Source organism: Nodularia harveyana UHCC-0300 (assembly GCF_034931085.1).
GTDB lineage: Bacteria > Cyanobacteriota > Cyanobacteriia > Cyanobacteriales > Nostocaceae > Nodularia > Nodularia harveyana.
Window position 1 is genome coordinate 35,192 of record NZ_JAYGHG010000021.1, and the last position, 24,076, is coordinate 59,267.

The 24,076-nt window shown below is 41.3% G+C and carries 18 protein-coding genes; 8 read left to right on the top strand and 10 right to left on the bottom strand.

The features are described 5' to 3' along the window. Nucleotides 1-101 precede the first annotated feature (101 nt). The 5 genes from rpsG to VB620_RS13240 all read right to left on the bottom strand — a co-directional run bounded on the left by rpsG (nt 102) and on the right by VB620_RS13240 (nt 4,768). The gene (rpsG, locus tag VB620_RS13220; protein WP_323196616.1) at nt 102-572 is read right to left on the bottom strand and encodes a 30S ribosomal protein S7; all 471 of its coding nucleotides are present in this window, start codon (nt 570-572) and stop codon (nt 102-104) included. Between the two features lie 347 nt (nt 573-919). Next, nucleotides 920-1,303 carry a 30S ribosomal protein S12 gene (rpsL, locus tag VB620_RS13225; protein ID WP_323196617.1) on the bottom strand — a complete coding sequence of 128 codons (384 nt, stop codon included), beginning with the start codon at nt 1,301-1,303 and terminating at the stop codon, nt 920-922. Between the two features lie 100 nt (nt 1,304-1,403). After that, complete coding sequence (locus VB620_RS13230) at nt 1,404-1,742, bottom strand: HesB/IscA family protein (RefSeq protein WP_323196618.1); 339 nt, start codon at nt 1,740-1,742, stop codon at nt 1,404-1,406. Between the two features lie 361 nt (nt 1,743-2,103). Further along, nucleotides 2,104-2,523, bottom strand: a complete 420-nt coding sequence (locus VB620_RS13235) for a phosphomannose isomerase type II C-terminal cupin domain (RefSeq protein WP_323196619.1) — start codon at nt 2,521-2,523, stop codon at nt 2,104-2,106. Between the two features lie 292 nt (nt 2,524-2,815). After that, nucleotides 2,816-4,768: a phosphodiester glycosidase family protein gene (locus VB620_RS13240; RefSeq protein WP_323196650.1), complete on the bottom strand. Its 1,953-nt coding sequence runs from the start codon at nt 4,766-4,768 to the stop codon at nt 2,816-2,818. Nucleotides 4,769-5,546: 778 nt separating this feature from the next. Here VB620_RS13240 and VB620_RS13245 point away from each other — a divergent pair. After that, nucleotides 5,547-10,223, top strand: a complete 4,677-nt coding sequence (locus tag VB620_RS13245) for a glutamate synthase-related protein (protein WP_323196620.1) — start codon at nt 5,547-5,549, stop codon at nt 10,221-10,223. Nucleotides 10,224-10,348: 125 nt separating this feature from the next. Here the strand turns inward: VB620_RS13245 and VB620_RS13250 are convergent, their stop codons facing one another. Next, complete coding sequence (locus VB620_RS13250; RefSeq protein ID WP_323196621.1) at nt 10,349-11,254, bottom strand: polysaccharide deacetylase family protein; 906 nt, start codon at nt 11,252-11,254, stop codon at nt 10,349-10,351. A gap of 864 nt (nt 11,255-12,118) precedes the next feature. On the opposite strand from VB620_RS13250, the gene VB620_RS13255 reads away from it, so the two are divergent. From VB620_RS13255 to VB620_RS13265, 3 genes are all read left to right on the top strand, one after another. After that, a complete protein-coding gene (locus VB620_RS13255) occupies nt 12,119-13,669 on the top strand; it encodes an ArnT family glycosyltransferase (RefSeq protein WP_323196651.1) in 1,551 nt (516 codons plus the stop codon). A 109-nt stretch (nt 13,670-13,778) separates the two neighbouring features. Beyond that, nucleotides 13,779-14,984, top strand: a complete 1,206-nt coding sequence (locus VB620_RS13260; RefSeq protein WP_323196652.1) for a 1-deoxy-D-xylulose-5-phosphate reductoisomerase — start codon at nt 13,779-13,781, stop codon at nt 14,982-14,984. Between the two features lie 491 nt (nt 14,985-15,475). Continuing rightward, on the top strand, nt 15,476-15,664 hold the full coding sequence (locus tag VB620_RS13265; RefSeq protein WP_323196622.1) for a hypothetical protein: 189 nt from the start codon (nt 15,476-15,478) through the stop codon (nt 15,662-15,664). Nucleotides 15,665-15,739: 75 nt separating this feature from the next. Here VB620_RS13265 and VB620_RS13270 read toward each other — a convergent pair whose 3' ends face one another. From VB620_RS13270 to VB620_RS13285, 4 genes are all read right to left on the bottom strand, one after another. Continuing rightward, a complete protein-coding gene (locus VB620_RS13270; RefSeq protein WP_323196623.1) occupies nt 15,740-16,240 on the bottom strand; it encodes an acyl-CoA thioesterase in 501 nt (166 codons plus the stop codon). Between the two features lie 465 nt (nt 16,241-16,705). After that, nucleotides 16,706-17,050 (bottom strand): DUF1815 family protein, encoded by a 345-nt coding sequence (locus tag VB620_RS13275; RefSeq protein WP_323196624.1) that lies wholly within the window; start codon nt 17,048-17,050, stop codon nt 16,706-16,708. Between the two features lie 930 nt (nt 17,051-17,980). Next, the gene (locus VB620_RS13280) at nt 17,981-18,196 is read right to left on the bottom strand and encodes a DUF2839 domain-containing protein (RefSeq protein ID WP_323196625.1); all 216 of its coding nucleotides are present in this window, start codon (nt 18,194-18,196) and stop codon (nt 17,981-17,983) included. A 107-nt stretch (nt 18,197-18,303) separates the two neighbouring features. Then, nucleotides 18,304-19,851 carry an ATP-dependent DNA helicase gene (locus tag VB620_RS13285; RefSeq protein WP_323196626.1) on the bottom strand — a complete coding sequence of 516 codons (1,548 nt, stop codon included), beginning with the start codon at nt 19,849-19,851 and terminating at the stop codon, nt 18,304-18,306. A 141-nt stretch (nt 19,852-19,992) separates the two neighbouring features. On the opposite strand from VB620_RS13285, the gene VB620_RS13290 reads away from it, so the two are divergent. The 4 genes from VB620_RS13290 to VB620_RS13305 form a co-directional block, all read left to right on the top strand. Further along, nucleotides 19,993-20,952, top strand: coding sequence for a M48 family metallopeptidase (locus VB620_RS13290; protein ID WP_323196627.1), 960 nt, complete (start codon nt 19,993-19,995; stop codon nt 20,950-20,952). 131 nt (nt 20,953-21,083) lie between these two features. Then, complete coding sequence (locus tag VB620_RS13295) at nt 21,084-21,512, top strand: hypothetical protein (protein ID WP_323196628.1); 429 nt, start codon at nt 21,084-21,086, stop codon at nt 21,510-21,512. A gap of 112 nt (nt 21,513-21,624) precedes the next feature. Next, complete coding sequence (gene lysS / locus VB620_RS13300) at nt 21,625-23,310, top strand: lysine--tRNA ligase (protein WP_323196629.1); 1,686 nt, start codon at nt 21,625-21,627, stop codon at nt 23,308-23,310. 315 nt (nt 23,311-23,625) lie between these two features. Continuing rightward, nucleotides 23,626-24,076 (top strand): FG-GAP repeat domain-containing protein (locus tag VB620_RS13305; protein WP_323196630.1); only part of this gene is annotated, 451 nt, incomplete at its 3' end.

Here is a 24,076-nt window from a genome sequence, read left to right on the forward strand (position 1 = left end):
TATTACTCTTTGTTAAGATTCTATACTTCTACGGAAAACCGTATTTATTTTTTTAGTAGGCGATATACCGCTTTTATATCCACGATATACCGCTACGTTTCTTAGTAACGATAGTGTGCAAAAGCCTTGTTAGCTTCTGCCATCCGGTGTGTTTCTTCACGTTTCCGAATTGCATTTCCGGTTTCGTTGGCAGCATCCATTAACTCATTAGCTAATTTACTTGCCATTGTGCGGCCGGGTCTAGCCCTAGAGAATTTTACTAGCCAGCGCAAGGCTAGAGTTGTACCCCTATCTGAGCGGACTTCCATCGGTACTTGATAGGTAGCTCCACCGACTCGACGAGCTTTTACTTCTACCAAAGGTGTGGCGTTTCGCACTGCTCTTTCAAACGTTTCCAAAGGAGCAGCACCAGTGCGTTCTTCAATAGTTTTCATGGCATCATAAACTAGCCTAGCTGCCAGTGATTTTTTGCCACTACGCATCACTCGCCGGATTATCATGCTTACCAGGCGACTGTTATATACGGAATCAGGCGGAACTGGACGCCTTTGAATAACACCACGACGAGACATACTTCACCTTGAATTCGGATTTTGTCACAAAATTATATGCTATCAGACACTGGATATATGGCTGGATCAAACCACCATTTAAACTTTGTCTTTTTTCTCTAATCTTGTAGTCAGTCAGGACTCACTGATTAATTTTCTCACTACAACTAGAGAAGGCGACAACATCATAAACTTTCATATTTAGATGCAACCGCTTCCCTTGATAATGGGTACAGTTAGCTAATTTTTCCAGGCTGTTGCGGGATTTAGCGTTTCTTTGGGAACAACAAATGTCGTCTTTTGGTTTTTACCAGCGCTTCCTGAGAAGAGGTTGAGTCACCACCCAACTAGGATTAATGGTTTAGTTCCTATTTAGTTGCTGCTTTCGGGCGCTTAGTTCCATATTTGGAACGCCCTTGCTTACGGTCTTTAACTCCAGCTGTGTCTAAGGTTCCACGGATAATGTGATATCTCACACCTGGTAAATCTTTTACCCGGCCGCCACGAATCATCACTACTGAATGTTCTTGTAAGTTGTGACCGATACCTGGGATGTAAGCTGTAACTTCAAATCCAGAGGTAAGTCTGACCCTTGCTACTTTCCGTAGAGCTGAGTTCGGCTTTTTCGGTGTAGTTGTGTATACTCTTGTACAAACGCCCCGACGTTGTGGACATTGCTTTAGAGCTGGGGATTTAGTCTTCTGACGCGCTTGTTCGCGCTCAGTACGTATAAGTTGCTGTATTGTTGGCATGAGTTACAGCGCGTAAAGCTGCTTATAGGTCTAAGTTTTAACAAATCCTGATTATATCTTTTTTTCAGCTTTTATGTCAAACTTATAGATTTTTTTTGAGCTAGACAGAGTTAGCAGTAGCAATGGAAAATGAATTACCACAGCCACAGGTAGCGATCGCTTGAGGGTTATGGAACCGAAATCCCCCGCCCATCAAATCTTCTGAATAATCCAATGCCAACTCATGTACATAACTATAGCTGTGATCATCAATCACAACTTCGATCCCGTTTACATTAAAAAGGCGATCATCAACTTTTACAGTTTGATCAAAAGATATATCATAAAACCAACCAGAACAGCCACCTAGCTTAATTGTTAATCTCAATAAAGTTTTTGGCTGCTGTTTTAACTGCAATCGCCTAATTTCACTAATGGCTGCTGGACTCAAATGAATCATGGAACTAGTTTGGGAAATTAACAATCGCTCCACCGCTTATGGGGATGGAGATTCCCGATCGCACCATTCGGAATTCCTAGTGATTCTCATTTCTGAGATTTTTCTCATCTAGTCATGAATAAACACTATAACCTTATATATTTAGGCACTGTTTGTTCTTTTGACTTAGATTTGATTCGGTACTCTGGTCATTTTAACAGACTAAGTAATACTAGGAGTTACCTAATATTTCCTGGAACTAGGATGGCCTAGTCTCGAAGTATATCTTAACCCTATGACAAAAACTCATTGAGTCCTTAATTGTATAAAAACTGATATTTATCCCCACTGTATAGAGCGATGGGGAATTTCGCAAATTTGCTTAATCCTGGGTACGAGCATAGTCATCTTGGTAGCGAATAATATCATCTTCGCCCAAGTATTCGCCATTTTGTACTTCAATTAAGACTAAAGGAATTACACCAGGATTTTCTAAACGATGGGATGTACATTGGGGAACATAGGTTGACTCATTGTTACTGAGCAGTACTTCTTTCTCACCACACACAACCTTAGCCGTACCGGAGACAACAATCCAGTGTTCACTACGGTGATGATGCATTTGCAAACTCAGACGGTGTCCCGGCTTAACTTCAATGCGCTTAATTTTATATCCGCGGCCTTCTTCCAAAACTGTAAAAGAACCCCAAGGACGCAGTTCAGTTGCAGCAATGCTTTTGTTAGCGATCGCCACCGGTAGAGGTAGAGTATTAGTCTGTGTGGTTTCTGGAGTTTGAGCCATATTTACCTCATTGGTCTACATAACAAACCGTCATCATTGCTCTTAACCATTAATGGAAAATTTGAGCGCACTGTTACAACGGTAAAACTTACTAATTTAGTCTTATCCTTGCTTAAGATAGCAAAATCAAAGTTAAAGGTTTCAATAAAACCTTACACAATCGCCTTTTTCTGACAAGTCTTCATCCAATAAATGAGAGCTTATGATTAACTTTAAAAAACGATGAGTCATGAGTTATTGGCAAGTTACAATCTTCTCTTCTTATTCCCTGTTTATCACCCTTAATTATTAATTAACGTTGTTGTAAGAAAAAACCAATGCCGTTGTGAACACGTGCAGCAGTATTTGGGGAACGGTCAAGTAGTTGTCCTCCAAGATAAAGACTAGTGGAACTACCACCATCTAAATTTAGAGCATTCACACAACCCATATTCTTCATTAATTGGGCGTGTTCCTTTAAAGTTGGACCTAGTCCGCCAGCACGATTGTGTACAGCAGCAACCATCAAAGAACCATTTGTTTTTGTGCAAATAGCACTGCGGCTAGCTTTTTGTGTAATAAAAGCCTTACTGAACTTTTCCCTTTCAGCATCAAGGACAATTTTATTATTTTGGACTAATAGTGGTCCGGCTCCCACAATATGGGGATAGCGGATAAAGTCAGCCGAATTAGTGGCACTAGTAATACTAACTGATGTACCAATGGGCAGTTTTGATGCATCTTTAGCAGCATTGGCGCGGAAGGTCAATAAGTAACCATCTTGGGGAATGGGAACGGCTGTTTCACCAGATTTACCACCAGGTAACTGATTTGTCACTCGGTCTTTTTGGACAATAACCAGATTTTCGTTATCTGTTAAAGGAGTATAACTACTTCCCCAAGTTGGGGTGTAACGAGCAATACCACTCTGAACGTAGCCACTATTGAGAAATAGAATCGGCAACTTCTGATTATTCGAAGCAGTTAAAGTTTCTTGCAAAGAAAGACGACCGAAGTAAAATTGCCCAGAATCATTCCAGGCGATCGCGCCCCGATTCAGAATTGGTCCTGATAACCACTGGCCATCCCGACGAATCGCCCCTAGAGGTAATCGATTATTGCGGTTGAAATAACCAGCATTGATTGCGGCTACAGCTAAAGACTGCTGTCCCATTTGAATCAGTGGTGTAGTCCCCGTTTGGCTGTTAACATCTGAGCCAATTGGTTTTAAGGTTAACCCAACTTGACGGGGATTAATATCTAACCAAACCACAGGAAAACGTTCTGTACCTAAATTCACAAATTGCTGTTTCCAGCGCAATCCCGCCGCCCAAGCAATATCTCGTTGTGATAAGGCATCGGGGCGAAGATCAATTACTAGGCGATTGGGATTTGCTAAGGTGATGATTTGAGGAGACATCCCAAAAGGCACACTCAGACTAATAATTGTCCGATTTTTGACTACCTCTAATTGTCTAACGATTTGTTGTGTAGGTGATGTTGATGGGGCGTATCGTTGGCTTAAAGTAGTATCGGCGATCGCATCCACGGCTACTACCCACTCTCTGTTGGGTGGTGTGGTTGGTTTCTGGGAGTCCGCAGATGGCGTTATGGGTAAACCCTGGGAAACTTGCCAAGGTGCTGGACGATCTAAATCTAGGACAATGCGAGCTGACCGAAAAGGAGGATTTTTCACCCCTGAAGGTTGCTGACTCTGACGAATATTTTTGATTTGAGATTTTGGGGTAGCGATCGCCAGAGTATTACCATTGGCTTGCAATTGCCAACCTACTGTTTGAGCAAAATTAGTAATATCTAAATAGCGATACCCAGGGACTAGCCTTGTGGCTAAAGTCATAGATTGGTTAACTGATGAAAACCACTCTACTGGTTGACTGGATGTACTATTGCTGCTTAAAAAATCTACTCCGATAAATTGCCTCAATGCGCCGTCACTCAGATGAGTTTTAACTTGATCGCCTGTTCCCTTTTCCTGTAACCAAGCCCCCGACAAAGTACGACCATTGAGGATAATTTGGTTACCAGAAGTTAATGTTTCATTGGAAGAGGTCAACGACTGCACAATCAAGCCTGGAAGGGGTCGAGGACTCATCGAGGATTCCTGAGCCTTGAGAGCATGGGTAACAGATAAGGACAATATAATTCCCAAAATAATTGTTGCCCTTATCGAACGAAACCAATTTTGATTAATCTTTTTGGCAATAGTTATCTGATATTTTCGGCGACGATTAGACATTTTGACCATCATTGATAGGTACTTTTGCAAACTCTTATCCCAACAAAAAATTGGCTAATTGTGGGGAAATCCTCAAAATAGTGACTTCATTTGTGAATAAATGTGATATGCTATAAATTGGCTCTCTGTCTCTTGCCAAGTTCAACAAGTAATCATACTATTAAAACCACTGTTACTAGGTGTTTCAAATACCATTAGTTCCAGTGTGACTATGCACGGTGGTTCTATTGCTCAAAACTGGTTTAAAATATTGAATCCTCATAAACTTATCTGAGGTTTGTCTTGTAGCAATAGAAATCACATAATCAGCAAACAATATATATACACAACAACAGATATTTTGAGTAATTGTCAAATGGGTATGTTGTGTAATACGCTGATTTTGTGGCTAAATCAGGATAAATTTGGCATCTGAAACAAAGTTGTGTTATGCAGCAGCCAAATAACTTTTAGCTGAAAGCTAATTTGAATTTGGGAATAGAGAATTGAGCAAAAATATAGTTATGGCTAAAGCCACGCTGCGCGACGAAGATATGAGTAAAGGGCTGTGAGTTCTCAGTTAATTTGTCTAACTTAGCACTAACACATAAAATATAAAAAAAGTACCGTAATAATTTTAACATGGTCAAAGAAGAAAAAAGCCGAAGTTAAAATTTTTTTCCGTAAATTTCGGTTATTTATGTATTTCTCAGGAAAGAAAGTTTAGCCATCAGGCTACGCTCAGGACTAGCAAATTTTTCTCACAAATACTGGCAATATTTGTGACTAACCATCTCAGGAACAGGGTATGAAAAATCAAGCGATGCATCAATCACAAAAAATGAACATTTCCGATATTAACTCTCAGGACAACTATCAGGGACAAAAGTGGTTAGTAGAAGAACGAGATGCCTGTGGTGTAGGTTTTATTGCTCATCGCCAGAATCATGCCAGCCACGAAATTGTCAGCAAAGCTTTAGCGGCTTTGACCTGCTTAGAACACCGGGGTGGTTGTAGCGCTGACCAAGATTCTGGAGATGGCGCAGGAATATTGACAGCTATACCTTGGGAGTTGTTCCAAAAAGACTATTCCTCTGAAAATATAGCGGTGGGGATGTTATTTCTCCCGCAAAATCCCGAAATTACGCAAAAAATTAAGGCAAAATTCGAGGAAATAGCCGCAGAAGAGAAATTCACTGTTCTGGGATGGCGAGTAGTGCCAGTGCAACCTGATTCATTGGGGAAACAAGCCAGAGAAAATCAACCCCAAATAGAGCAAGTTTTTCTCGCATCAGCTGATAAGAGTGGGGAAGAACTAGAAAGAGAACTATATATTACTCGCAGAAGAATCTTCAAAGCTACGAAAAATATTTCCGAAGAGTTTTATATTTGCTCCTTGTCCAGCCGCACAATTGTCTATAAAGGCATGGTGCGTTCAGCAATCTTGAGTGAGTTTTATCTGGATTTAAAGAATCCGGCTTATAAAAGTGCTTTTGCAGTTTATCATCGCCGCTTTAGCACCAATACCATGCCTAAGTGGCCTTTAGCTCAACCGATGCGGTTGTTAGGACACAATGGTGAAATTAATACCCTATTGGGTAACATTAACTGGATGACGGCCAGAGAAGCTAGCTTGAATCATCCGGTGTGGGGAAATCGGGCTGATGAATTTAAGCCTTTGGTTCACATTGATAATAGTGATTCAGCTACCCTAGATAACGTTCTGGAATTAATGGTGCGTTCGGGACGCAGCCCCTTAGAAGCCTTAATGATGATGGTGCCAGAGGCATATCAAAATCAGCCTTCTTTAGCGAAATATCCAGAAATTGTCGATTTTTACGAATATTACAGTGGTCTGCAAGAAGCATGGGACGGCCCAGCCCTTTTAGTATTTAGTGATGGTGAAAAAGTTGGCGCAACCTTAGATCGGAATGGTTTAAGACCGGCTCGTTACGTAATTACTAAAGATGATTATATTGTTGTGGGTTCGGAAGCCGGGGTAGTTGATATCCCAGAAGCCAACATTCTTGAGAAAGGCAGACTTGGCCCAGGACAAATGATTGCTGTGGATTTAGTTAAACATGAAGTCCTGAAAAATTGGGATATTAAACAGCGTGTCGCTAGCCAGTATCCCTATGGAAAGTGGTTAAAACAATATCGTCAGGAACTTAAAGACCTAGTAGGGGAAAGTTCACAGGATAGTAATGGTAATGGTCATGCTCCGACGAACAAAATTGACGGACAAAGTTTACTACGTCATCAGTTAGCTTTTGGTTACACCACAGAAGATGTAGAAATGGTGATTCAACCAATGGCGGTTGAGGGTAAGGAGCCGACTTTCTGCATGGGTGATGATATTCCTTTAGCGGTGCTGTCAGAAAAACCCCACTTGTTATATGACTATTTCAAACAACGTTTTGCACAGGTGACAAACCCGGCTATTGACCCGTTACGGGAAAAGTTGGTGATGTCTTTAAATGTGGAACTGGGGGAACGGGGTAATTTATTGGAAGTGAAGCCAGAACACGCCCGGAAACTGAAGTTAGAATCGCCAGTATTGCTGGAGTCTGAATTGGAGGCGATTCGGTTATCGGGGTTGGCTACGGCGGTAGTCTCAACGTTGTTTACCATTGCTGATGGCCCAAATGGGTTACAAAATGCAGTGCGGTCTTTACAACTACAAGCTGCGGAATCTGTCAAGGCTGGTGCCAAGATTTTGATTTTGAGCGATCGCTATCTGTCAGGGGAAAATGTTAACACTGAGTGTAGTGGAAGTGATATAAGTGCTGAATATACTTATATTCCTCCTCTGTTAGCAGCAGGTGCTGTACATCATCATTTGATTCGGGAAGGATTGCGAACCCAAACTTCGCTGATTGTGAATACAGCCCAGTGCTGGAGTACTCATCACTTTGCTTGTTTGATTGGTTATGGTGTGGATGCGGTTTGTCCTTACACAGCTTTGGATACTGTCCGTAATTGGTGGTGGGAACCGAAAACTCAAAAGTTTATGGAACGGGGTAAACTCCCGGCGATTAGCTTAGAAGAGGCTTTAGGCAATTATCGCAAAGCTGTAAATTCTGGTTTACTGAAAATTCTCTCGAAAATGGGAATTTCTTTACTTGCTAGCTATCAAGCAGCTCAAATTTTTGAAGCTATTGGGATCGGTGGTGATTTATTAGCGTTGGGATTCTATGGTACAACTTCCCGCATTGGTGGATTAAGTGTAAGCGAATTAGCACAAGAGGTACTATCTTTCCATCACAAGGCTTTTCCAGAACTGACGGCGAAGAAGTTGGAAAATCTGGGTTTTGTGCAGTATTTTCCCAAGGGCGAATACCACATGAATAATCCGGAATTGGCTAAGGCGCTGCATAAGGCGGTGGATGGCAAGCAATACGACCATTATGAAGTTTACAAACAACACCTACAAGGGCGACCAGTAACTGCTTTGCGTGATTTGCTGGATTTTGCAGGCGATCGCCCGTCCATTCCTTTGGAAGAAGTAGAATCAGTTAACGAGATTGTGAAACGCTTCTGCACCGGTGGAATGTCTTTGGGCGCGTTGTCACGAGAAGCTCATGAAACTCTGGCGATCGCCATGAACCGCATTGGCGGCAAATCTAACTCTGGAGAAGGCGGCGAAGATCCAGTCCGTTATGAGGTGCTAAATGATGTTGATACAGCAGGTAAATCCCCCACCTTACCTCATTTACATGGATTGCGGAATGGTGACACAGCTTCTAGTGCCATTAAACAAGTCGCATCAGGACGCTTTGGCGTAACACCAGGATATTTAAGCAGCGCCAGACAAATTGAAATTAAAATCGCCCAAGGTGCAAAACCCGGGGAAGGTGGACAACTACCAGGGGCAAAAGTTAGCCCTTACATTGCCATGCTGCGGCGTTCCAAAGCCGGTGTAACACTGATTTCACCACCACCGCACCATGATATTTATTCCATTGAAGATTTAGCACAGCTAATTTTTGACCTGCACCAAATTAACCCCAAAGCACAGGTATCAGTGAAGCTGGTAGCAGAAATTGGCATTGGAACCATCGCTGCGGGTGTAGCTAAAGCCAACGCTGATATTATTCAGATATCTGGTCATGATGGTGGTACTGGCGCATCGCCACTGAGTTCCATTAAACACGCTGGTTCACCTTGGGAACTGGGTTTAAGTGAAGTACATCGGGTCTTGATGCAAAACGGCCTGCGCGATCGCGTGATTTTACGTGTAGATGGCGGGCTAAAAAGTGGTTGGGATGTGGTAATAGGTGCGTTGATGGGTGGTGAGGAATTTGGTTTTGGTTCCATCGCCATGATTGCAGAAGGCTGTATTATGGCGCGGATTTGCCATACCAATAACTGCCCTGTGGGTGTTGCTTCCCAAAAAGAAGAACTCCGCAAACGCTTTACAGGAATGCCAGAACACGTTGTCAATTTCTTCTACTTCATCGCCGAAGAAGTCCGTCATCTACTAGCAAGACTAGGCTACCGTTCCTTATTAGATATTGTCGGCCGGGCTGATTTGTTGAAAACACGCGCCGGGGCAAAAGTCAGCAAAACCCAAGGACTCAACCTTAATTGTTTACTTCAGCTACCAGATGCTAAAAATGATCGTAGCTGGTTGGTACATGAAGAAGTTCACAGCAACGGTGTGGTATTAGATGACCAATTGTTAGCTGATGCGGAAATTCAAACAGCGATCAAAAATCAATCCACTGCCAGCAAAACCTTACAGGTAGTTAACACTGATAGAACAGTAGGCGCACGGTTAGCTGGGGCGATTGCTTCCCAGTATGGTGATGGTGGTTTTAAAGGACAAATTAACCTGAATTTCCAAGGTAGTGTAGGGCAAAGCTTTGGTGCTTTTAATCTCCCCGGCATGATTCTCAAACTAGAAGGAGAAGCCAACGACTATGTAGGTAAGGGGATGCACGGTGGTGAAATCATCATCAAACCCCCATCTGATGCCACTTATGACCCAGCCCACAACGTCATAGTTGGCAATACCTGTCTTTATGGTTCCACCGGTGGGGTATTATTTGCCAACGGTTTAGCGGGAGAACGCTTCGCTGTGCGGAACTCCAAAGGTACGGCAGTGATTGAAGGTGCTGGAGATCACTGCTGTGAGTACATGACTGGCGGCGTGATTGTTGTCCTCGGTAAAGTTGGACGTAACGTCGGCGCAGGTATGACTGGAGGACTGGCATATTTCTTAGATGAAGACAATTCCTTCCCGGAATTAATCAATCCCGAAATTGTCAAAATTCAGCGCGTAGTGACAGATGCTGGTGCAAAACAACTACAAGAGTTAATTAAAACTCATGGCGATCGCACAGGTTCACCAAAAGCGAAAATGATTCTGCAAAATTGGTCAGAATACCTGCCTAAATTCTGGCAAGTAGTACCACCATCTGAAGCTGATAGCCCAGAAGCAAATTCTCAAGCAGTCCTAGAAAAACAGTTGAGTTCCGTCTAATTATCAACAACAAAATGTAGGGAATAGGGAATAGTTTTACAACGCACTAATTGTCAAGTGAGTGAAATCTTTTTCCCTCTTCCTTCTTCCTTTGGGAGAAGCTTCCCTAATCAAAGGCCTGATTTTTAATTTGCCATCAATCTTTGTTGCTTTTCTTTCATGGCTAACAACTCTGGAACAGTCACAAAACTATAGCCTTGCTGACGAAACTTATTAATAATTTCCGGTAAAGCTTGCACAGTTTGAGAACGATTTCCACCACCATCATGCAACAACACAATACCACCAGGTTGTGCATTTCTAAACACATTATTGATTAAGTTTGGTACTTGAGGACGGGAATAATCTAAAGAATCAGACGACCACATAATAACTGCATACTTATTGTTTCTCGCGTAAGCAGCCACTCCATTGTGCATAATTCCCCCCGGTGGTCGAAACAAATTCGTTTTCACACCAACAGTTTTATAAATTACTTCTGTTGTGTGATCAATTTCGTAAGCAGCCGCCTTAGGATTCATATAATGATACCAATGATGCCAAGTATGATTACCAATAGCATGACCTTCAGCAATTACCCGCTTGGCTAGGTGGGGATAATTTTTGACATTTTTACCAACAACAAAAAATGTCGCTTTAATATTATTTTTTTTAAGAATATCTAGTACTTGTGCAGTAGTTTCTGGCCAAGGGCCATCATCAAAAGTGAGAGCAATTACTTTTTTATCTGGACTAAGTCTCACCTCCTTAATAGTTACTCCTTCAAAGCTTGCTGGTGCAGCAGAGGTAAAACCCTTAGTATTAGCTTCTTGCTGCAAACTTGTAAGCATAGTCGCTTTTAACCCTTCAATTCGTTGGTGAGTTCCAACTTTAGCCACAGATAAATTATGGATATCTCTACTTTGTTGGATCTTAGCCTCAGAAGCATTCAGCCTAATCAGCAGCATCACACTCGTACTTAAAGTAGCACTCAAAAACAGCAAAGCAATTAATATGCCTTGCGGCCACAGAAACGACTTATTATTTTCCACTTCATAGCTCCTTCAAAGGTAGAACCACCAGTCACAGTTCTGACGGTGCTTGATAGCACACCTGCTTCTAAATATTAGATACACAGATTTTTTCTATTCATCCAGAACTTTTGGATACAGATTGATAGAAATTTCCGACATATAAGTTATGGTTAATCAAGTTCCTCACTTAACCAATACTTATGGTTGTATGGCAATTGATAACGAAGTTATACTAATTCTGTATAAAGCTGCGCTCAAATATAGGAGAATTAGACATCATAAGGCTTTGAGAAATGGTCTCCACTCCCAAACACTAAGCGACTTGTACTGAGCGCAGTTGAAGTAAGTCGAACTAAGTCGCAGTAAGTCGAAGTGCATTCCTCAGCTATATTTGTGATGTTTAACAATAAACATCAATCTACTCAGCGATTATTTTTTGGGTATGGGTGATATCCAAAAAATTTGATCATCATCTACTTACTGATTTGCGTATACTTTAATACTGAATATCAGTATTGATTTTCTCAGCAGCAGTTAAATTTTTAACTGAATGTGTGTAAACAACTGTCTGCAATTAAGTAGACGGACGATGCTTAACTAAATATAGTTTCCCATTAAGAACGTAACCCCAGCCGTTAATTTCTATACTTTTTACTTATTTCTTCCAAATCATTTTTAGATGTATTCAGTGATTTTATTGTTAGTAATAGTTCGACTAATTAACACCTTAAATTAGTTTAAATTTTTAAATTTATATTCATATATCATAAATACTTAAATGAATTATTGCTTAATAATTTAAGAATCTCTATATATTTTCGAGCATTTGTAACACCCTATTAGGCTAAGAGGTTGTTTGCCAAGATCATGCTAATTTCAAATATGCTCAAATTCCGAGAAAAAGAATGGCTGTTGAGCTTAGTCGCGGTATCTCTAATTCTGTGGCTGATATTTTTGGGAAATTTACCTTTACGTGACTGGGATGAGGGAACTGTAGCACAAGTTGCGCGGGAAATTTGGCGCGCCCCCGTTGGTTCTATGCGTTGGCTATATCCAGTTTTGGGAGGGGAACCATATCAGAACAAGCCGCCTCTGATTCATTTATTGATTGCTGGGGCTTATTCTCTGGGTGGGGTGAATGAATGGACAACCCGTTTACCGGGTGCAGTATTAACTGCTTTGGGAGTACCTTTGCTTTACTCGGTAGGGCGTTTGATGTTTAAACAACATTTGCCGGCTGTGTTTGCGGCTTTGGTTTATTTAACTATGTTACCTGTGGTGCGTCATGGACGACTCGCAATGCTAGATGGTGCGAGTATTTCATTTTTTTTATTGATGTTATTTTTTATCCTAAAATCCCGTGAAAATCAACGGTATGCTCTAGGAGTGGGCATTTGTCTGGGGCTAATTACGTTGACGAAGGGGATGCTAGTTTTGCTGTTGGGGGCGATCGCTTGTTTATTTGTGATTGCCGACGGACAATTAGCTTTGGGGAAAAATCTCTATTTCTGGGTAGGAATGTTTTGCGGTACTGCTGCGCCTTTGGCTTGGTATATTGCTCAATGGCAATACTATGGGAATAATTTCTTAGAAATCAATTTGCAGACCCAAACCTTTAACCGTCTTGTAGAATCTGTAGAAGGTAATAGTGGTCTGCCTTGGTACTATTTAATAGAGTTAATTAAATACGGTTTTCCCTGGCTGATATTTTTACCGTCAGGATTATATCTAGCTATAAAACAACGTCATACTACCTGGGCGCGTTTAGTTCTCATCGGGACAATTGTTTATTTTCTCAGCATTTCTGTAATGCAAACCAAACTACCCTGGTATATCATGCCAGTTTATCCCTTTTTAGCTTTAGCAATTGGGGCGAAACTGAGCGAAGTTTGGCAGCATAACCATTTGATTAATAAATATTGGGCAATCTTTTTAGGAATTATTGCTTTCGCAGGTGTAGGAGGATGTGTTTACTTTGCTGTGGCTGATCCCCAGCCTGTATTAATTACTATGAGTTTGGTTTTAGGAATTAGTATGAGTGTAGCAGCATGGTTAGTTAAACAGTGCGATCGCCGTTTTATTCCCGTGCTATTTTCTGGAATGTATCTAGTTTTAGCATTATTAATGAGTTCTCAATCCTGGATTTGGGAGTTAAACGAAACCTTTGCAGTCAAGCCAGTAGCAGGGTTAATTCGCGCCCATATTCCCCCAGGGACAAAAATTTATACTTCCTTTGCTTATAGTCGTCCTAGTTTAGATTTTTACTGTGATTGTCAAGTTATTCCCGCAGATATCACAGTTTTACAACAAAGATGGTCAGATAAATCTTATTTACTATTAGATGATCCCAGTTTACAAAATCTCAATTTACCTGGTGGTGAAATCTTAGGCACATCTGAAGAACTTACCTTAATTTCGCCATCCCCTAATTAATTTTTGGCTATTGTTTTATCAAAAGTAATGATATTTGATCTGAGAATCTTCCGCCATCTGGTACGGGAGAATGTCAAACTGGAAGTTGTTTGTAAATTTTAAAGCAATTGTGAAAGCTATTACTCTTGTTGGTTCTACTGGCTCCATTGGTACTCAAACTTTAGATATCGTCGCTCAGTATCCCGACCAGTTTCGGATTGTGGGATTAGCTGCTGGAAGTAATGTCGAGATGTTAGCGGCTCAAATTCGCCAGTTTCGTCCGAGTATTGCGGCGATTTCTGCGGAGGAGAAATTACCAGAACTCCAAGCAGCTATCAAAGACCTGAATCCGCAACCGATTTTACTGGCTGGTATGTCTGGGGTAATAGAAGTCGCCCGTTATGGTGATGCGGAAACCGTGGTCACGGGTATTGTGGGTTGTGCTGGTTTATTACCAACTATTGCAGCTATTGAAGCTGGTAAAGATATCGCCTTGGCGAATAAAGAAACTTTGATTGCTGGTGGTCCGGTGGTTCTACCTTTAGTAGAAAAACATGGTGTGAAATTATTACCGGCTGATTCTGAGCATTCCGCAATATTTCAGTGTCTCCAAGGTGTTCCTTCTGGTGGTTTGCGGCGAATTTTGCTCACTGCTTCTGGTGGGGCTTTCCGCGATTGGGATGTAGAAAAATTAGCCCAGGTGAAGGTTGCTGATGCGCTTAAACATCCTAACTGGTCGATGGGGAAGAAAATTACTGTAGACTCGGCTACTTTGATGAATAAGGGACTAGAGGTAATTGAGGCTCACTTTTTGTTTGGTTTGGATTATGAAGATATTGATATTGTCATTCATCCCCAAAGCATTATTCACTCGTTGATTGAGTTGCAAGATACATCGGTTTTAGCCCAACTGGGTTGGCCGGATATGCGCTTACCTTTACTTTATGCTTTGTCTTGGCCTGAGCGGATTTATACTGATTGGGAAAGGCTGGATTTGGTGAAAGCTGGTAATTTAACTTTTCGTGAACCAGACCACCAAAAGTATCCTTGTATGCAGTTGGCTTATGCTGCTGGTCAGGCTGGGGGTTCCATGCCGGCGGTGTTAAATGCTGCTAATGAACAGGTTGTGGCGTTATTTTTAGAAGAGAAAATTCAATTTTTAGATATTCCTCGGTGTATCGAATTAGTGTGCGATCGCCATCAAACTCATAACTGTAAAAATCCTGGTTTAGATGATATTTTGGCAGCAGATAAATGGGCAAGACAAGAAGTTTTAACAATAGCTAACAATTTACAATCTTCCCAGGTAATTTCGCTACATCCCACAACTCGATAATATAACAACATTAGTGAGGTCGTTGATTCCATACAAACCTCCTCACTAGTGTAAGCAAATATAAGAAATTATTTATAGATGACTGATATAGCACCCGCCAAGGTGGTTAGGACAAAAATGGATCATAAAACCCTTGTAATTCAGGAGTTTTAATCCTCCCCCCCTGCCCCCGGACACTGAGCGGCTTGTACTGAGCGAAGTCGAAGTAAGCCGAAGTGCTGCTCCCCTGCTATATATTTGACTGAATGGTAAAGTTTATATCTCCTTAATAATCAATCACCAAAATTTACTCATATCTTCTCAAAAGTAGTTGATTTAGCAAAATAAATATTAAAAGTATGAGCTAGAATTGACAGATAACAATTACTGGATAATTACTAATAATAAATATTAAAACTTGGGTGTAGCTATTTTTATAAGAGTAATTGTTACCTGAATAAAATGTTGACTTCTACCCTTAAATAAGGGATGTTTTTAAACAATTAATATTGATGATTCCTACCCTAATTCTGGCTTGGATAGTATTTGTCATCTTGTTCAAAATTCTTAAAACTACTTTGAAGAATGCTTTGACAATTGCGGCAATACTAGTTTTATTAAATATTGGTTTTGGGATTACACCTCAAGATATTTGGCATCAGATGACCCAATTGGCTCAAATAATTTCACCAAACCAGTAAGTTGATTTCAATTAAACTATCACAAAGGATGAAGAATAAAATCTTTAAGCATCTGTATTCTTCATCCTCTTGCTGCTAATTATTGTTTACAGTGGAAATCCTAGTTAATGCGTCTTGAACACTTGCAGGTAATCGACGCATGATTTTACCTCTTTCGCGGTCTAATGCTACTAATGTCACCTTGGCAGTAGTATACAATTGCTGTTTATCAGTTGAGACAATTCCATAATCCCAGTTGATGCGGACACCAGTAACTTCAGTCATGCGTGTTTTGACAATTACAGCCGTTCCTAACTCAATTACACGGTGATAACGGACTGAGAGTTCTACCACTGGTAAATCACAGCCTAACGTCACTAAATCAGCAAAATCAATACCGATAGACCGTAATAATTCTATCCGCGCTTCTTCCATCCAAGCGATGTATGTACCATGCCAGACAATACCTGCATAATCAGTATGATGGGGTTGTACTCTGACTGGATATTCAAACCAAGTTTCAAATTCCTGGCTTGATGGCGTATCAATGGCGCTAGTTGGTGGTAATTGTGATTGTCTTGCTTGTTCTTCAGACATTTTTGAGTTTCTTAACAGTTATGTATTTTCCAAATCTGAAAGAATTTTCTCATAAGGTCTTGATTAACGCACTGAAAATCTGTCACAGGTCAGTAATCAGGACTTGACCGAGAATAATGGGATACAAGCCCCGTCCACTTCGGCAAGTGTTACAGTGAGCTTGCTGACCTGCTCAGTGCATCGTTTTTAGGATGGCTTTCTGGTAAAATTAGTTTAGTCGCCATAAGGCATTGGGAGATTTTAAACGAACGTCGAGGGATAGGTATAGCACAACCCAATGAAGCGTTAAGGAATCCTTTATCCTTCAGGAAGAGGAGTTATGTCAATTGGTAGCAACTTTAAATAGGTAATGTGGAATTGGAAACCTAGCCACAATTACCTATTATTAATTACTAGCCATAAACTGAAGATGCAGGAGTAACTATCAGAACCTGTTTTGAAGTACCACATTAGATACAGTCAGCCCTAACATTTTTTGGCCAGGGTTTTATGAGATGAACTAGCTGGTGTAGATTCTTTAATCAAATTAGCCAATTCTTGCAACTGATTAATTGCTTCTGCACCCTCTAATTTCATTAATTCGCGGTCATCCCGCATTTCTGTCCAAGTAATTCCGTAATCGGATACCAAGAATCGAATTAAGTGATTGTCGCCTAAGCTAACCATAAATGAAGCACTATTCATTTGGTCGCCACAGGTATAACAGGACGCAGGATATCCACGTCGTTCTAGTACAATTGCCAAGGCTTGTAGGTTCATTACCAAGTCTTGGACAAATTGTCGATGTTGATGCGCTAATCTCAGAAACACGTTTTTCCTCCAGACACCACAGTCATTTTAGTCTCTTTTATATTTTCTTTAGCTTTTTTCATCCACTGGTATTGTAAGGTATTCATTACATTTACCAGAATTTAATAAAATCGTTAGGTTGACTACCTTGCTTAGGGTAGTGGATAAATATTCAGCTTGCGGTATCAAACTATTCAATTTTTAAGTTCGACTGATCATACAGATTTGATAATCTTAACCTTTTTCTGAGGTTTTTCTGTATGCTCGGATTCCTTGCTAAAAACATTCAGCTTTAAGAGTAACGCAAATTTGGTGTTACTCAGCAACAGAGAAGTTACGGTTATTATTTTTTTTTGACATATATTACCAAATTATTTTCTGGTAGATGTTTAATATCACTTAAGTATTCTTTCGATACTTGTGCTTAATTACACTTGCGTTTTCCGCGATGCAAATTTTTTATTATTGCATAAATCCCTGAAATGCAGACAGTCAAATCCTTCTAGAAGGATAGAGTTGGCTGAATATAGCAGTGTGCGAGTGAGTTTCGGGGATAAAAAATAACAAACCACAGATAAATTAGTAACTGCTTTCAATAAAAATTGCTGTAGTTCAGGTTGAGGATGTCGTAATGTAAGCTGTTTGAGAGTTATGTAACCGGAGAATTTCCGTGTTTTCCACAACAGTAATAAGTGGGTATCCTCTGTATCTATGGCTTAATACTGAAAATGACTGAACTTAGAATAAGTATGTTTCCATTTCGACAGGATTCTTTTCACTTTTTGAAGTGACAGGCCAAAAGCCACTCCAGATGGTAAAGTTTGGCAATCTTTTGATGTGTTACCTAAAACCTGTGAGTGGCGATAGTTTTCGAGAAATTTTTGGCTGTTTTGAGGACAGAGGTAGAGACCACCGCTATAGTTGATACTCTGAGTTATAGCGGTGAGGATTTTAATAAACGACTTCCCACCAACCGAAAGCTGGACCGATAAAACGGATAGTGATCCAGGCAACAACGATAGCACCAATACAAAACCAGGTGCTACGAGTAGTCAACTGCATAAACTGTTCAGATTGGGTTTTAGTGATGGGAACCCAGGGTAAGATGCGGTCTTCTTGACCGTAGTTATCTCCCAATGTGGTTTTACGACGCTTTGCTTCACCCATAATCAGTAACTCAAATTGAATGAGGTTTGAACAAACTGGCTCCAAGGTTGATGATAGCGCTTGTAATGGGGCGATCGCGCTGGAATTGACAAAACGTAAATACTCAACTAGTCGGAATCTTCCTCGCTACTGTGGGAAAACAAACTAGGGTCAAGGTAGTTAATGCGTGCTAGAGGACTGAGGACAGCCAACACTTGAGCGCCATAGCTGCGATTCACTACACGACTATCGAGTAGGGCTACAATACCATGACTTTCTCTAACTGGTGCGATCGCCCGTTGTAATTCATTCAAAGCAGCTGGTAACAAGAATAACCGAAACCAATCCTGATGCGATCGCTTGTAGTGAGCAACCTTACCAGCCACCAGAGGATTTTCTAAAGATGGTAAAGGCAATGTTGCAATAATTAACAGATGGGGTGCGGGTAAAACCGATTGATGCTCCCGCCAAAATTCCCACCCACTGATTAAAATCCCATTTTCATCCAAACAAGTTTTTTCCACCTGTACCCGTGAACCAAACTCAGAAGCCAGAATCGCACCTACTTGAGCCTTCAGTGGCACATCTCCCACTAATACCACCGTCAAACCTGGGGCTGTCGCACTCAAACAAACCAGCGTCCGCACCTTGTGAATAAATGCTGCTTGAAACTCCGGAGTATTGGGTAGAGGTAACTTATGGGGTACATACAGTTGAATAGGTGTACCTTGGTGATCATTAGAAAACTTCAAGCAAGTTACATCATCTAAACCCAAACGTTGGCGAAACAGAGGAGCTTCAGTTTCCGGTTCTAACGCACTACCAACTAATACTACCGGTTGTCTTTGCCAAATCTCCCTCAAACTTGAGCCTAATTCAATAGGGGCGGAGTGTAAATAAAATAACCCTTGACGACGGGCAATTGTTGCCCACAATAGAGGAGAGGTAGGGAAATTTTCTCTGGGTGGAAATGATGACCATAAATTTTTCCAGGGATCTGGTAATGTCGCCTCTGATTCCAGGTTTAAAGATAAATCAGCCAAAATATCTACTTCCGAAGGAGAAATTAAATAGCACTCCGAGGGATTGGCTGGGTGTTGAAACAGTTCATGTGTGAGTTGCGCCCGTGCAGAGCGAATGATCTCGGCTTTGTCAGGACAAGCTAACATGAGTTGATCCCAGTCATGGGGTTGAATCTCCTGGGTCAGCTGATCACGAACCCAATCTTCTAAATCATCTACCCCATCAATAATTGTGGGAATCCCTGGAGGAAAATCATCAGTAGATGTAAACTGCCCTTTTAACCAAGCTTCTGGGGAGGTGAGGAGTAATCCTTGAAAATCAGATCCTGGCCAAACTTTACCTGTTCTGATGGGTTTGTTAACTTGTAGCCAAGGCTGGAGACGAGGAATTTCCACTTGTAGGAGACGCAGCTGAACTGCTTCTGGGGCGACAATAATCACAGGGCCATGCCACATTAAAGCTGATGCTACAAAACTCGTGCGATATCGACCTTGATAACCAGAAACAGCCCCAACTTGAATTAAGGCGCTACGTCCTAGCCGCAACGCGCGTGCTACCAACCGTGCCATCGTTAAGTGATGGGGCCAGGAAGGAAACCCCGCCTGCGATCGCAGAAAGTTATGTAGTGACAAATGAACTTCAGCCTCAATCACAAGCTTTTCATCCCATACAAAGTGATTTCTAATTCCAACTGCCCCATTTCTATTATTCAGTTATCAGTCATCAGTTACCAGTTATGAGACTAATAACTTAGACTGTTCACTGTTCACTGTTCACTGTTCACTGATTAAATTATGCCAACATACACAGGAATCTCCAGCGAAGCCTTCAGACATCCACTGGATCGCCAAGCCGAAGAAGCTTTACGAAATTTACCCGGATTTGATTTAATAGCTCGTAAATTCGTGGAATTTGTCTACGAACGCCCTCAGTTAGTCTATCTAATGGGCAACGCCATCCAAGTAGGGCCGCGGCAATATTCCACTATTTACCAGATGTTCCGCGAATGTGTGCGGGATTTAGACATTTACCCAGAACCAGCACTGTTTGTCGCGCAGAATCCCCAAGCAAATAGCTATGCCCTGGGGCAAGAGAATCCTTACATAGTCATCAATACAGGGATACTAGACTTACTGGACGAAGCCGAGATTCGGGCGGTGTTAGCCCATGAATTGGGGCATATTAAATGTGGCCATACTATTTTAATTCAAATGGCGATGTGGGCGATGAATGCCGCTTCTGTCTTGGGGGAATTAACCTTTGGTATTGGTAATTTCGTCTCTCAGGCTTTGATTTATGCCTTTTTTGAATGGCGACGTAAAGCTGAGTTAACCGCAGATCGGGCAGCTTTATTAGTCATGGATGATTTAAATGTTGTCATGTCATCCATGATGAAACTTTCTGGCGGTAGTATCAAATATGCACATGAGTGCAGTTTGCCGGAGTTTATGAAGCAGTCAGAAAATTATCATGCACTAGATGAAGATGGACTAAATCAGGTTTATAAATTCTTGATTTATAACGGCGCTCAAGGCACAATGTTGAGCCATCCTTTCCCCGTGGAACGTATTCGGTATTTACAGGAATGGTCAGTATCAGAACAATACCAGCAAATTCGCCGAGGAAATTATCAGCGCACAGCATCCGGTGCGGTAAATGTTACTGCCGAACCCTCCCCAGAAGAAGTAGAAAATTTGCGACAACAAATTGAAGAATTACAACAAGAAATTAACAAAATGAAAGGGTCTGAGTAGCAGATTGGGGACTGGGAAATGGGGAATGGGGAGAAAGTTATAATTTATCTTGCGATATTCCCTGACGTTGGATAATACTTTCTAGGCTGAAATATATCTCAGCAGAAAATTTGATTTAGGCATTTCTCAATATGGCAATTCACCTGATAAAACGGCTATCTGTATTCGCTAGTATCCTGGCCTTTGTGATCTTTGTTCCAGGAATTGCCTTGGCTGCACCAGTTCACACCAATCTTACTCCCAGTATCATTCTTGCCCAGTTTGCCAACAACAATACTGGTAGTAGCTTATTTTCGGATACTAACCTCACACCACAACAGCAGCAACAACTCCAAGCTGTACGCCAGAGAAGAAATAAAGAAATCGGGGCAGTATTAAATTCATCTCAAATATCTAAACTAGCTAAAAATATGCGTTCTGGTGACGATATATCTCAGGGATTAGAAAAACTAAATTTACCCCGAGAACAAAAAAACCTGGTAGATGCAATCATGCAACTTACCAACCTGAAAATGGAAGCTATTTCATCTCGGCATTTGCGACAAATAGGACAAAATTAAAGGTTTCATAGACTGGACTGGCATTGTTAAGGTAGCTCACACATCACAAATATCTATGATTGCCAACTGTTCCAGCATCTATAATGAATCTTGCCCTATTTAGTTCGTTACCATGTCGGAAGAAGATATCCGTGACGCTAGGCTGGAAAAAGTCAACCAACTCAAGCAGCTAGGATCTAATCCTTACGCCTATCGTTGGGAATTGACCCATCACACAGCCGAATTACAAGCACAATTTGCCGATTTACCCAGTGGTGAAGAAGTTGATCTAGATGTTGCCGTTGCTGGACGCATTATGGCGCGTCGGGTTTTCGGTAAACTGGCTTTCTTCACGTTGCAAGATGAAACTGGCACTATTCAACTTTACTTAGAGAAAACTCGCATTCAAGAATGCATGGCTGATGCTGATGCTGATGCCTTCACTCACCTCAAACAACTGACAGATGCCGGTGATATTCTGGGAGTCAAAGGTACAATTAAACGGACTGAAAAGGGCGAATTATCTGTCTACGTCAAAGAATACAGCATCCTGACTAAATCTCTGTTACCTTTACCCGATAAGTGGCATGGTTTGACAGATGTGGCGAAACGCTATCGTCAGCGCTATGTTGATTTGATTGTTAACCCGGAAGTCCGGCAAACTTTTCGCCGCCGCGCCCAAATTACTGCGGGGATACGTCGCTATTTGACAGAACGGGATTTTCTGGAAATTGAAACGCCAGTTTTGCAAAGTGAAGCTGGTGGTGCTGATGCGCGTCCGTTTGTGACTTACCACAACACCTTGGATATGGAGTTGTATCTGCGAATTGCGACAGAACTGCATTTAAAGCGGTTGATTGTCGGTGGTTTTGAGAAAGTCTTTGAATTAGGGCGAATTTTTCGGAATGAGGGCGTATCGACTCGCCACAATCCTGAATTTACCTCTATTGAAGTTTACCAAGCCTACGTTGATTACAACGATATGATGGCGCTGACAGAGGGAATTATTACTACTGTTGCCCAAGAGGTACTTGGCACATTGCAAATTACCTACCAAGGGACAGCGATAGATTTATCAGCACCTTGGCGACGGGTGACGATGCACGATTTAGTTAAAGAATATACAGGGTTGGATTTTAATTCTTTCTCGACATTAGATGAAGCGAAAGCTGCTAGTAAAAACGCAGGGCTTAAAGGTATAGAAGATGTCCCTTCAATGGGTAAACTTTTAAATGCAGCCTTTGAACAAAAGATAGAAGAAAACTTAATTCAGCCGACCTTTGTTATTGACTATCCTGTAGAAATTTCACCTTTAGCTAAACCTCATCGTTCTCAGCCTGGTTTGGTGGAAAGATTTGAGTTATTTATTGTGGGGCGAGAGACGGCTAACAGCTTCTCTGAGTTAACTGATCCCGTAGATCAAAGAGAACGTTTAGAAGCCCAAGCCGCGCTCAAGGCTGCTGGTGACTTAGAAGCCCAAGGTGTCGATGAGGACTTTATTACAGCTTTAGAATATGGAATGCCGCCTACAGGTGGTTTGGGGATTGGCATTGATCGGTTAGTGATGCTATTAACTGATTGTGCCAGTATTCGGGATGCGATCGCCTTTCCGTTACTCAAGCCAGAAGGCAGCGTGATTAAGCAATATAGCTATAATCCCCAACTTCAAACACTGACCATTGAATTTGATAGTGGCAGTGTTTACGAATATTTCAAAGTACCTCCCAGCGTCAAACAAGACTTAGACAATGCACCGTCTAAAGGTCAATACTTTAACAAATCTATTAAAGGGAAATTTAAGCATGAACAATTAAGTTAGACCTAAGTTGAGAATTTAATATAAAAAACCATAAACTTGTAGACTTACCTCTACAAGTTTTGCTATATGGAAAGTCTAGTGAAGTTAGCGAAAAATTAGGTCTTTGGGTCAAAACAATCCAAAAATATCTCTTTGTTGACGACTGAAGCATTTATTTATGTTGCCATGATTCGTTTCATGCTCAAGCAACTTGCGTGATTAAGATCACATATTTAATACTTCTCAGACATCCTGAAAGAAGCATTATGTTGGTAGGCTATCCCAATAGCTAAATGCAAATCAGATTTTATTCAATAAATCAGGACTTATAAAATTATGTTTAAAAACTGCCAACAGTTTATCTTTTTCGCAACTACATTTGTTACTTGTATCCTATCTTCTAGTTCAGCATCAGCCCAAGCTAACTTCAACCGTGATGGCAACACAGATATTCTCTGGCGACATAGCAATGGACAGGTTCATACTTGGTTGATGAACGGGATACACGTTCTTGACCGAGTGGATTTAGAATCTCCTGGTCTTGAGTGGCAAATTCAAGGAACTGGTGACTTCAACCGTGATGGCAACACAGATATTCTCTGGCGACATAGCAATGGACAGGTTCATGCTTGGTTAATGAATGGGACACAAGTCTTTGGTCGAGTGGATTTAGAATCTCCTGGTCTTGAGTGGCAAATTCAAGGAACTGGTGACTTCAACCGTGATGGCAACACAGATATTCTCTGGCGACATAGCAATGGACAGGTTCATGCTTGGTTAATGAATG